Genomic DNA, 13,162 nt, shown 5'->3' with positions numbered 1-13,162 from the left:
AATTGAGCCTTCTATTTTTACCATAAAAATGCAAGTAAATCCGTAACTGGCCGATCAAGGAAACAAGGTTGTTACCAGGTTGGTGTAGAGCAAGGTAACGTCTGGGTATCTTGGCGGCTTATTTAAATGGGGGATGAAGAGCCAGTTGCAGACTACATTCTCAGTTCCCGGCTACAGCAAGCGATCAAATCGTCCCGGAAATGCGGGTCGCCGAAACAGACCACATCATTACTAAAAAGCAATGGGGAGCTTTTTACGGAACGGAGCTCGACCTGCAGTTGCGTCGCCGGGGAATCGACACCATCGTCTTATGCGGCATCGCTACCGGGCTTGGCGTGGATACGACCGCGCGGGAAGCGTTTATGAATGGGTATCAGCTGATTTTGGCGATCGATGCCATGACCGGGTTTTCTCAAGCCGAGCACGATCACGTGAAAAATTTTATTTTTCCACGCATCGGGCGTGTTCGGACAACACAGGAAATCATTTCTGCCTTTGCTGAAGTTTGAACCCAAAGGAGATGTGCCCTTGGATTTATCAGGTTCCAGGGGTCGTTTTTTTATTTCAGGAGGTTGGTCTCTATGACCCAAAAGAGAAGTCCCAAGTCCGATAGGATGTACCCCTGGTATGTCTTATCTGTAACCAGTCTCGGAGCGTTCCTGGTTCTGGTCAATATCGGAACGCTTAATGTCGCATTGCCGGAATTAAGCCAGCAATTTCATGCGAATGCGGCAGCTTCCAGCTGGATTTTACTTTCCTATATGCTGGTAAACACTATCCTGATTTTAATCTTCGGACAAATTTCGGATATTTTCGGAAGAAGCCGAATGTATTTAATAGGAATGGCCATCTTTACCGTATCCAGTTTACTACTCGGTTATGCTTTTAATGTAGAGGTACTAATCCTTCTTCGGATCGTACAGGCTGCCGGAGGAGCGCTCGTAGTGACGAACACAACACCGCTGATTACCGATGCGTTTCCCCAATCGCAGCTGGGCACCGGTCTCGGTCTGAATTTATTGTCCGCTTCCGTCGCGCAGGTGCTTGGCCCGGTCGTCGGCGGCGTGGTCACGACCGCCTGAGGCTGGAGGTGGGTGTTCTGGTCTAATGTTCCCTTCGGGATCATTGCTCTCATCTGGGGGCTCTGGATTCTAAGGGTGAAGCCCCTAGCGCAGCTCCATAAAAAAGTGGACGGATATGGAGGCATCATGATCTTTGTCGCTTTAGCGGGTCTAATCATTGCTTTATCCAAGGGGGGGAGAACTGGGCTGGGGAGACAAGCAGGTGATCGGAGGTTTTGCGATATTCGCCATATTTACTACTATATTTTTATGGCATGAGCATCGTTCAGCATCACCTCTACTAGATTTAAGCCTTTTTGAAAGCTGGACGTTCAGTATGGGGAACATCGCTACATTCTTTAATTCTTTTGCCCGTACGGCGGTTGCTCTGCTCTTCGCTCTCTATTACCAATTTGCCTTCCACCAAAACGCGCTTAATGCCGGTCTAAGGATCCTTCCAATTACGATAGGGATGTTGGTCATTTCTCCGATTGCTGGCATGTTGACTAAGAAGGCGGCCATTCGAGTTCTGGCCTCACTTGGAATTCTTATTTCTATAGCAGGACTACTACTACTCCTATTCGTGGTCGGTGGAAATTTCTCTTACGGGGTCACCGCTTGCGGCATGTTGTTAATCGGGGTCGGGACCGGTTTATTCCTTACCCCCAATACGACGGAGATCATGTCAAGCGTTCCGGAGCAAAGCCGCGGGGTGGCGAATGGACTGCGGTCCATGCTATATAACTTGGGTCAAGTGCTGAGTACGGCTCTTTCTTTAACCATCGTCGGCGCAGCGCTGCCAGCCCACCTGAAGAACGTGCTGTATTCCGGAAAGAACAATGTGATTTCTGCCGTTGATTTTGCTTTCGTCATTCACGGTTACCGCTGGGTCATCATCGCACTAATAGGGACTTCTCTACTCGCTCTTGCTGCCTCGTGGTTCCGTCCGCAACAGAAAAAAGCTTACGAAAGCTCTTCAGCGGCCTCTTGACTTTGACGCATTGATGCCGCGTCAATCCGTCCGATCCTCATCGATCGGTCCTGCGGCTGCCGCCATAACCCCAGCGCGTCCGGTAAGCCCAAACTTCTGGAGCTAGCGATATATATCCGGCGGGTAGTGGAGCGTTGCGATATACTTTCACACGACAACAAGATATCCTCTTCTCCTAAATTCCGCCTTTTGGAGGCGCGAAAAAGATGAGAGTTCTAAAGTTAGAACATGTAGGTGTTCTAACACATAACGAACATTGTTCTTTACGAACAATGTTCGTTATGGTATAAATATTGTATGAACGTCCAAATATTGCATATGCGGTAAATGATACAGTAACATATAGTGGAAGTACTTATACCTGTCTTCAGGCACATACTTCCCTTGTAGGCTGGGAACCATCCAATGTTCCTGCTTTATGGAAGAAAGGCGGCAGCGGAACTACGCCACCTACAACACCGCCAACAACGCCACCAACAGGTCCTTCAGTAACAAAGCCTTCCGAAGTTCCAAGCCACATATGGACATACACAATGAATGCGGGCGATAAATTCGGTAAAGGCGGAGATTTTGCTTTATTGCTGAGTGCTGTGATCAAAAAGGAAAGCAGCTTTGGAGCAGGCTTACCAGGCAGTCCATCAGCCGGCGACGGATTGATGCAGGTAGAACCAAACACACGTAATGCTTATTTATCTCAATTCAGCTCAAAATTTGGCCGTGCTTATAATCACGGCAGTGAACAAGATCAGGTATGCTTGGGCGGACTGATTTTAAATGAAAAGATTACTAGATTCGGCAACATATATAATGGCTTATTACACTATAACGGAGGAGATAACTGGTATCCGGGAGCTACAGACTCTTATGGCCGTCCTATTCTGGCCAATCAATATGCAGATGCAGTTTACGCTACTTATAAGGGCTATGGCGGTAAGAACTAAGATGTTATTTATTTTCCACCCTTGCAGGTTTTACAATCCTACCGTACATGTACACCCAGTTTTGTAAGTAATACCGGGAGTGGGCGGGGGAGGACAAAGGCAACGATGCACATCCACCACAAGCCGGGAGAGAACATGGATGTGGATTGGGCCGGAAAAATAAACTGAAGTTAGTGTTTAAACACTAACTTCAGTTTAAGGGAGGAATTATGAGTATGGAAATTTTTGAGCAGTATGAATCCAACGTAAGAGCATATTGTAGAAACTTCTACGATGTGTTTGACCGGGCTAAAGGTGCACTGATTTATTCAGAATCCGGAAAGAAATTTGTTGATTTTTTTGCAGGAGCAGGAGCTTTAAATTATGGACATAACAACGAATACATCAAACAAAAGATACTCGCTTATCTTGAATCGGACAGTATTACTCATGGGCTTGATATGTACACAAAAGCGAAACGTGAATTTATCGAAAAATTCTCGCAGATCATATTGGAACCCCGAAAGTTAAACTATAAAATTCAATTTTGCGGGCCTACAGGTACAAACGCTGTAGAAGCATCGCTGAAGCTTGCCCGAAAGATCACTAAACGGACTGGTATATTTGCGTTTATGGGAGGATTTCACGGAATGTCGCTGGGGAGTCTGGCTGTTACCAGCAACATTCAGAAAAGATCTTCCTCCGGCATAGCATTATCCGATGTTACCTTTTTCCCATACTCCGAGAGTCCAATTGACTCATTCGATACTATTGAATACATGGAAGCCGTTCTAAACGACGGTCACTCGGGAATCGAAAAACCGGCGGCTATTATATTTGAAACCATTCAGGCGGAAGGCGGCGTAAATATAGCTTCACCCGAATGGATGCTCAGGCTGAGGGAACTTAGCGACAGACACGGTATTCTACTGATTTGCGATGACATTCAGGTTGGCTGCGGACGCACCGGACCGTTCTTTTCATTTGAACGTGCCGGGATGATCCCTGATATTGTACTGCTTTCCAAGTCAATCAGCGGGTATGGCCTTCCCATGTCTATTCTGCTGATGAAACCGGAACTTGATGTCTGGAAGCCTGGTGAGCATAACGGTACGTTCCGGGGAAACCAGCTTGCTTTCATTGGAGCTACAGCTGCGTTGGAATATTGGGAAATGAATAATTTGGAACAGTCTGTGAAATATAAGGAAGCATTTGTAAGAGAATATTTAACCAAGCAGATTTTGTCATTACATAAGGGCCTGACCATTCGGGGTGCAGGTTTGATTTGGGGTATTGATTTTTCCAATGTGGAGGATGAGCGAATCACGCAAAAAGTAGTAGAGGAATGTTACCAAAACGGTTTAATCATCGAAAGCGCAGGAAGAAAAGACAGTGTTATAAAACTTATGCCTCCGTTAACCATCGAGCTTGAACTTTTGCAGCAGGGTTGTTCAATTATCAGACAAGCTATTCAAGAGAATATAAATAAAGTATTGGAGGTCGAAAGTTATGGATAAAATCGCCATTATAGGAATAGGATGCCGTTTGCCAGGAGGAATAAGGGGGCCTGAGGAGTTCTGGGAAGCATTGACTGCGGGAAAAGATATGACTTCCGATTTACCCGAAGGCCGCTGGGATTTAGAAAAGTTTTATGATCCTGACAAATCAAAGCCAGGCAAGCATTACACCTGTCATGGTGGATTTTTAGATAAAATAGATGAGTTTGACCCTTTGTTTTTTGGTATTTCTCCAAGGGAAGCGGCCTTTCTTGATCCACAGCAAAGACTGATGCTGGAGACATCATGGGAAGCAATGGAAGATGGAGGCTTGGATCCGGCCAAGCTAGCAGGAACCAATACCGGTGTCTTTGTAGCGGGCTTCACCCTTGACTATCAAGCAATACAATTTAAAAACGAATCGGTTGAAAGTTTAGATACACATTCGGCAACGGGTATGATGATGACAATGTTGTCCAACAGGATTTCATATATATATGATTTCAGAGGTCCAAGTTTGTCTGTAGATACAGCGTGTTCGGGCTCTTTGGTTGCAACACACCTTGCATGCGGGAGTTTATTGAATAATGAATGTAATCTCGCAATAGCAGGCGGAGTAAGTGTTATAGCTACACCTGAGTATACCATAGCGGAAAGTAAGGGTGGTTTTTTATCTCCCGATGGACGGTGCAAAACTTTCGATTCCAGTGCAAACGGTTATGCAAGAGGAGAAGGAGCCGGCGTTGTGGTTTTAAAACGCCTGTCAGATGCTATCGAAGACGGAGATAGGATTTATGCCGTAATAAGTGGATCGGGTGTAAACCAGGACGGCCACACAGACGGGATTACTGTTCCAAACGGGCAGGCTCAGGAAAACTTAATGAAGGAGGTATACAAAAAGGCAGGAATATCACCTTCAGATATAACATATATTGAAGCTCACGGCACCGGCACTCCGGTTGGAGACCCTATTGAGGCTAATGCAATAGCACGAGTGGTTTCAACAGACAGGCCAAAAGATAAAAAGTGTATTGTCGGATCTGTTAAGACAAACATTGCCCACCTTGAGGCCGCTGCAGGAGTTGCCGCACTGATAAAAGCTTCACTAATCATAAAGCATAAGCAAATACCTCCACATCTGCACTTTAAGAATCCAAACCCTAAAATTCCCTTTGACGATTTATGTATACGAATTCCTCAGACCCTGGAGCCTTTGCCGCAACCCGCATTGGTTGGCATAAATTCATTCGGTTTTGGAGGAACAAATGCCCATATCCTCTTGGAGGAAGCTACAGATCTCCAAAAAGAGGGTACTCCTGAAGTTAATGTAAATACCGGATGGCCATATATGATTCCCATATCTGCGCGCTCAGAAAAGGCGCTAAAAAACTATGCGCAAAAGTATGTTGATTTTATTAATGGAAGTGGAGAAAGTATTTCTTTATATGATATTGGAAGCATGATGAGCAAAAAGCGCACCCATCATGACTATAGACTAGCGGTTTCGGCATCTTCAAAGGAAGAACTTGCAGGAAACCTGGAAGCGTATATTAAAGGACAAGCACGCCAGGGGATGTCTGCGGGAAATGTTGAGGCAGGAAAGTACAATAAAGCTGTTTTTGTATATACAGGTATGGGGCCCATATGGTGGGCTATGGGCAGACAGCTCCTTGAAAAAGACCCTGTGTTTAGAAATATGATAGAAAAATGCGATAAACTTACACGTCAGTATGCTGGATGGTCTCTACTGGAGGAACTTCTCGCCGATGAGGAGAATTCACGTCTGGACCAGCCCCAGTTTGCTCAACCTGCCAATTTTGCTGTTCAGGTGGGTTTGACTGAAGTATGGAAATCCTTGGGTATTATACCCCATGCGGTGGTAGGACACAGTGTTGGAGAAGTGGCTTCTACATATGTTGCAGGAATTTACAGCCTTGAAGATGCCATGTTGGTAAGTATTCACAGAAGCCGTGCACAGCAAAAAGCAGTAAACAAGGGCACAATGCTGGCGGTAGGTTTACCAGAAAAAGAAATTGTGGCCCTGCTGGATGAGAACATAAAAGGTGTTTCAATGGCAGCAATCAATAGCCCAAATTCGGTAACTTTGTCAGGTGATCCTGATGCCCTTGAGCAGATCCAAAAACAGTTGCAGGATAAGGGGGTTTTTGCGCGGCTTTTAAAGGTCAATGTAGCGTATCACAGTTACCAAATGGAACCATATGAGCAGGAGCTATTGGAGGCATTAAAAGGAATAAAGTCCCAGCCTGCCGGGATACCGATATATTCCACGGTTACAGGGAAAATGCTGACGGGTACAGAGTGTGATGGACATTACTGGTATAAAAATGTAAGAGAGCCGGTACGTTTTGAAGCAGCAATGTATGAAATGATTTCGTTGAATTATAACTTATTTATTGAGGTGGGCCCTCACCCTGTTTTAGCAGCTTCTATTTCTGATTGTCTGTCAGCTAAAAACGTTGAAGGTAAGAAGTTGTTCTCTATAAAAAGAAATGAAAACGAACAGGTTTCAATACTGGAGAACTTAGGGAATCTATATGCACTGGGATACCCTATAGATTGGAACAAGATTTACCGGTACCAAGGTGAGTTTGTAAGTCTCCCTCTTTATCCATGGCAATGGGATAAATACTGGATGGAAACGCAGGAATCAAGTGAATTTAGGCAGGGAAAAAATAAGCACAAGTTTTTAGGACGCCGTTTGAAAACTTCCAGCCCTATATGGGAGATTGAACTTAATACTACCTATATGACGTATCTTTCTGATCATAAAATACAAGGTATAGAAGTTTTCCCCGGAGCAGGGTATGTAGAGCTGGGAATGGCTTGTGCCAGAAGCTATTTTGGAGAGGGTTTTTATACAGTTGAAGATATAAAGTTTGAAAATGCTTTATTTTTAAATCAAGGAGTATCACCTGTGGTGCAGGTGGTTTTGGATCCAAAAACCGCAAAATTCGAGATTTCAAGCAGGATACCGGGACAAGATAAGACTTGGACATGCAATGCATCCGGCACAATAAGAAAACGGCAAAACATAAAGATCACTGCTAAAGATGAGTTGATTCAAATACTTGGCAATTGTACCAAAGAATACGGAAAAGAAGTATGTTATAAAACCTTCTATCAAATGGGTTTCCATTATGGTCCTTATTTCCAAGGTATAGACAAGATATGGAAAGGTGATAACGAAGCTCTTGGCAGGATCGAGATCCCTAAAATACTGGAGATTGATAGCTCTATCTACGGTCTTCACCCGGCGGTATTGGACGCCTGTTTCCAGGTTACCATTGCGGCAGTTGCACCACTTAATGAAGATGAAAATAACGAAGGCCAATCATTCCTACCTGTAGGAATAGACAGGGTGCAGCTTTATGGAAGGCCGGAGCCTGTCATGCTTTGTCATACGCAGATGGTAGATAGGAAAGATAATAATTTGAACGCCAACATCCGTCTATATAGTGAGGACGGAAATCTAATCGCCGAAATACTGGGCATAAGAACTAAGGAACTTGGAAATAGTGGAGGGTCTGATGCTGGAAGAGTTAAGGATTATCTTTATGAGATAAACTGGGAGCTTCTAAAAAGTGAAGAAGTTGATACCCGCACAGCTGCTGCTAACTCTGGAGCATGGCTTATTTTTGTGGATCATAAAGCAGCAGGAAAAGAACTGGCAAATCTCCTTGAAAAAAGGGGAGAAGAATGCTTTATGGTATATCCTGGTGAGAATTTTGGTTGGCAGTATGAAGAGCGTGAGATATATATAAACCCTCGAAGCATTGAGGATCTTAGAGCGTTGTTTGATGAATTCTCAAAAATTAAAACGAAGCTAACAGGTATTGTATATATGTGGAGCCTCAATATCCTTGAGATCCAGGAAGTTAGTAATACAGCTATAGAAAAAGCTTGTTTTGAAAACCTGTTTGTATTAAAACACCTGGTACAAGCAACCACAAATCTGGGATTAAATTTTAAGCTGTGGGTTATTACAAGAGGAGCCCAAATGATCAACAGGGCTACTCCAAATTCTGCATTCTTACAGTCGTTGGTATGGGGCCTTGGCACCGTCATAGGTTACCATGAGTTGCCTTCAAATTGGGGAGGCCTTGTAGACCTTGACATAGAGGCCAATGCGGGTGAAATGGAAATGCTGTTAAAAGAAGTCTTAGGTAATGGAGAGAACCAAATTGCTTTCCGTAATGGGAATAGACTTGCAGCAAGAATCGATAAACTGCGGATTGATATGCAGCATCAAGTACCCGTACATCTTCGCCCCGATGGAAGTTATGTTATTACAGGTGCTTTTGGTGGCATAGGTATGATTACAGCCCAGTGGATGGTTGCCAAGGGAGCAAGACATCTGGTACTGCTTGGACGCGGAGAATTTCCAAAACGTTCTGAATGGAACAATGTAGAGCCAGGCAGCAGCCTTGCAGAGAGGATTGAGTTTGTTCGTAAGCTGGAGTCCCAGGGGGCAACAGTATATATTGGATCAGTGGATGTAACTGATGAGGAAAAGCTTGCTGGATTTTTTAAAGATTTTGATAAGGAAGAAAGGCCTCCTATTCGAGGTGTTGTACATTCTGCTGGTATTACGGATGATCAATTTCTTGAGGTTAGTAAAGATGAGACTTTTTATAGGGTCCTTTCGCCTAAGGTAAATGGTGCATGGAACCTTCACCGTATGACAGAGGGACGGCCTATTGACTTCTTTATTTTATTTTCTTCAGTTGCTTCTGTATTTGGTTCACCAGGCCAGGGAGCATATGCAACTGGGAATGCCTTTTTGGACTCACTTGCACATTACCGTTTATCGAGAGGACTTCCTGCACTGAGTATCAATTGGGGACCATGGTCAGAGGTTGGAATGGCTGCAAGGTTTATGGAACGTGATCCGGAGTATTATATACAAAAATCCATAGAATCTGTAACGGTAGAAAAGGGAATTAGGGCTATGGAGCACCTTGTTGGAGAAGCTGTTGCACAGTCTGTGGTTCTACCTATACTCTCGTGGCAAACGTTTGGGGAAAAATGGTTCTCACCCATGAGTTCTCCACATGTGCTTAAAACTCTTTTGCAAGATGAGTCAGGACAACAAGAGAATATAAATAAATCAAAGGTGGATGTTGATATCCTGGAGGATATTATTTCATCTCCAATACAGAGCAGGCAGAATATCGTTGAAATGCATATTAAAACAATAGTAGCGAAGGTTTTGCGTTATAATCCTGAGGATCTAAGTACCAAACAACCACTAACTGTTTTTGGGATGGATTCCTTAATGGCCACCGAAATAAAAAACAGGATGGAGGTTGCCTTTAAAACACCTGTTTCCATAGTAGAACTTCTTAAGGGTTCCAGCATATACGATCTTTCCGAGCAAATGATATCAAAGCTATACGAATCGGGAAAGATTTCAGAACAGGATTCCCTAAATATGGGTAAGGCTGAGTTTGAAAGAATACCTAAAGTTTCTGAAAAAGAGTACTATGAAACCTCATCTGCACAAAAGATGATGTATATCATTAATAATCTTGAGGGTAACAACATTGGGTATAACATACCTGTGGGAATTTTATTTGAAGGTGGGATTGAAAGGGTTGCCCTTGGGGAAGCATTAAAAACATTGATACAAAGGCATGAAGCATTTAGGACATCCTTTGAGATGATTGATGGGGAGCTTGTGCAAAGGATACAAGATGAAGTTGATTTTACTATAGAATATTTTGAGTCTGAGGAAGACGGAGTAGAGAAAATAATCGATGAATTTGTAAGACCGTTCGATTTAAGCAAAGCACCCTTAATAAGAGTAGGTCTTATAGAAATCCATGCTAGCAGGCAAATACTTTTGCTTGATGTACATCATATAGTCTCGGATGGAACTTCAATAATCAGGACTTTTGATGAAATAGTTTCTATATTAAGTGGTGAAAGCCTTCCGGCAATGGAGGTGCAATATAAGGATTTTGCCCAGTGGCAGAATGGCTTGTTTAGCACTGAGGTTTACAAAAAGCAGGAAGAATACTGGCTTAATAGGTTCAAGGGTGAAAGTCCTATCCTTGATATGCCTACAGATTATCCTAGGCCTGTCCTTCAAAGCTTTGAAGGAAATAGGTTGCTATTTGATTTAGACAGTCATTTGATGGATAAATTAAATGTACTTTCCTCCCAAACAGGAGCCACCGTGTATATGATACTTCTTGCGGCATTAAATACACTAATGTATAAATACTCAGGACAGGAAGACATAATTATTGGTACTCCTATAGCGGCAAGAACTCATTTTGATACTGAAAGAATACTGGGGATGTTTATAAATACCCTGGCATTAAGGAATTTCCCAGAGGGAAATAAGGCCTTTACTGAGTTCTTGGAAGAAGTAAAAGAAAGCTCCTTAGAAGCATATGAAAATCAGGAATACAGGTTTGATCAGTTTGTGACAAAACTTAACGTAAAGAGAGATTCAAGCAGAAATCCTTTATTTACTGTTATGTTTAATATTGTTCCTTCTGATGAGCATATTATGGAACATCGTGGTGAATTAAAGTATTCCAAATATCCGGTTGAAAGTAAAACATCAAAATTTGACCTAACATTCCAGTTGATACCAGATGGTCATAATATAATATTATGGATGGAATATGCTACACGTCTGTTTAAGAAGGAGACGGTAGAAAGGCTTGTTCAGCATTACTTTAATATCCTTGAAGAGATAACCTCAAACCCTGAAAAAAAACTATCAGAAATCAATATGTTATCCCAAGAAGAAAAGGAGCGAATAATATACGGCTTTAACGATACGAAGGTTGAATTTGAACATCACCTGACGGTACACCACCTGTTTGAGCAGCAGACGAAAGTACGTCCAGACAATATAGCAGTAGCGTATGAAGGCCGTAGATTTACATATGGCCAGATCAACCAAAGGGCAAACAGGATAGCAAGGTACATGCTAAAGGCTGGCACTGGTAGAGAAGAAGCCGTAGTTGTCATGCTGGAGAGGGGACCCTTATTTGTAGAATCGGTACTTGGTATATGGAAAGCAGGGGGGGCTTACATACCTGTAAATCCAAAATACCCTACACAAAGGGTGCTTGATATATTTAAGGAATCTAAAGCTGCCTATGTGTTGACCTTATCAGATTATGTGACCCAGCAGCTTAGTGAGAACTATAAAGGCCGAATTATATACCTTGACCAGTGTGAAAAAGAGATTGAGGCTGAAAGTGGCGAAAACCTAGATCTAGATATAGACATAAATAGTTTGGCCTATGTTATATATACATCTGGTTCAACTGGTGTACCAAAGGGAGCTATGATAGAGCATCTTGGCATGATAAACCACATCCATGCGGAAATAAAGGAACTTTGTATAACTAACAACAGCATAATATCCCAGAACTCGCCTCAATACTTTGATGTATCTGTATGGCAGTTCTTTGCAGCCCTAACCATAGGAGCTCAAATTATCATCTATCCAGATGAAATAGTAAAGGATGTTGCAAGGTTTACGAATCGGATCATAGAAGATGGCATAACGGTCCTTGAGGTGGTACCTTCATACCTTGCTTTAATGCTTGAGTATGTGGAAAATACAGGGAATAAACCGGAAAAACTTCATTACTTGCTGATAACGGGAGAAACCGTAAAATCCGGCATAGTAAGGAAATGGTTTGACCTATGTCCAAATACTAAAGTAGTTAATGCCTACGGACCTGCAGAGGCAGCGGACGATATTACTCTATATACTATGGAAGCTGCTCATGAAGGAGAGAACATTCCTGTAGGCAAGCCTATACAAAATATGAATCTATATATAACAGATAAAAACATGAACCTGTGCCCTATCGGAGTAAAAGGAGAGATCTGCGTCTCTGGAACAGGTGTAGGAAGGGGTTATTTAAATGACCCTGAAAAAACAGCCCATGTATTCCTTGAAGATCCTTTCAGAGAAGAAAAGGGGATAAGGCTGTACAAAACAGGAGACCTGGGAAGATGGCTGCCTGACGGGAATATCGAATTCCTGGGCAGAATAGACCATCAGGTTAAGATCCGCGGATACCGAATAGAGCTTGGAGAAATAGAAGCTCAGCTTCTAAAACATTCTTCAATAAAAGAAGTTGTGGCAGCAACAAGGGAAGACCCCCAAGGGAACAAGTACATCTGTGCATATATAGTTGGAGAAAGTGAATTGACAATACCGGAATTAAGGGAGTATCTCTCCAAAGATCTGCCAGACTACATGATCCCTTCATATTTTGTACAGTTGGAAAAACTGCCTTTATCAGCGAATGGCAAGGTAGATAGAAATGCCCTGCCTGCCCCTGATGGAAATATTAATACAGGGGTAGACTATGCTGCACCATTCGGTGAAATTGAGGAGAAGCTTGTACTGATATGGAGCCAAATCCTTGGAGTCCAGAAGATTGGAGTAAATGATAACTTCTTTGAATTAGGAGGAGACTCATTAAAGGCAACCAATCTTGTATCAAGGGTTCATAAAGAATTTGACATAGAATTTGCATTAAAAGAAGTGTTTATGGGTCCTACAATTTCGGCAATAGCAAAAAGTATTAAAAATAGACTTAACGATACAGTGGAAATCGAAGAAATTTTAAGCATGATTGAAAATCTATAAATAGGAATTAAAAGAGATGAAATAGAGAAGAGGGACGAAGT

General features: G+C 42.8%; 5 protein-coding genes and 2 pseudogenes. All 7 read left to right on the top strand.

Annotated elements, in window-relative coordinates:
- Positions 1-182: 182 nt before the first annotated feature.
- Positions 183-509, top strand: a pseudogene (locus tag MKY24_RS13145) (isochorismatase family protein); the annotation flags it as partial.
- Positions 510-581: 72 nt separating this feature from the next.
- Positions 582-1,082, top strand: coding sequence for an MFS transporter (locus MKY24_RS13140; RefSeq protein ID WP_090738947.1), 501 nt, complete (start codon positions 582-584; stop codon positions 1,080-1,082).
- Between the two features lie 202 nt (positions 1,083-1,284).
- Positions 1,285-2,052 carry an MFS transporter gene (locus MKY24_RS13135; RefSeq protein ID WP_339202234.1) on the top strand — a complete coding sequence of 256 codons (768 nt, stop codon included), beginning with the start codon at positions 1,285-1,287 and terminating at the stop codon, positions 2,050-2,052.
- Between the two features lie 305 nt (positions 2,053-2,357).
- Positions 2,358-2,477: pseudogene (locus tag MKY24_RS13130) on the top strand (carbohydrate-binding protein); the annotation flags it as partial.
- Positions 2,478-2,585: 108 nt separating this feature from the next.
- Positions 2,586-2,993, top strand: coding sequence for a transglycosylase SLT domain-containing protein (locus MKY24_RS13125; RefSeq protein ID WP_230486250.1), 408 nt, complete (start codon positions 2,586-2,588; stop codon positions 2,991-2,993).
- Between the two features lie 215 nt (positions 2,994-3,208).
- A complete protein-coding gene (gene ectB, locus MKY24_RS13120) occupies positions 3,209-4,489 on the top strand; it encodes a diaminobutyrate--2-oxoglutarate transaminase (RefSeq protein ID WP_025719505.1) in 1,281 nt (426 codons plus the stop codon).
- On the top strand, positions 4,482-13,121 hold the full coding sequence (locus tag MKY24_RS13115; RefSeq protein WP_339202232.1) for an amino acid adenylation domain-containing protein: 8,640 nt from the start codon (positions 4,482-4,484) through the stop codon (positions 13,119-13,121). Before ectB ends, MKY24_RS13115 begins: the two co-directional genes overlap by 8 nt.
- Positions 13,122-13,162: the final 41 nt, after the last annotated feature.

This window comes from Paenibacillus sp. FSL P2-0322, from assembly GCF_037975315.1.
GTDB classification, from domain to species: domain Bacteria; phylum Bacillota; class Bacilli; order Paenibacillales; family Paenibacillaceae; genus Paenibacillus; species Paenibacillus polymyxa_B.
This window is presented reverse-complemented; position numbering and strand designations above follow the sequence as displayed.

Coding starts and splice junctions, on each gene's coding strand:
- MKY24_RS13125 (WP_230486250.1), top strand. CDS start 2,586: ATGAATGCGGGCGATAAATTCGGTAAAGGCGGAGATTTTGCTTTATTG.
- MKY24_RS13115 (WP_339202232.1), top strand. CDS start 4,482: ATGGATAAAATCGCCATTATAGGAATAGGATGCCGTTTGCCAGGAGGA.
- MKY24_RS13140 (WP_090738947.1), top strand. CDS start 582: ATGACCCAAAAGAGAAGTCCCAAGTCCGATAGGATGTACCCCTGGTAT.
- ectB (WP_025719505.1), top strand. CDS start 3,209: ATGGAAATTTTTGAGCAGTATGAATCCAACGTAAGAGCATATTGTAGA.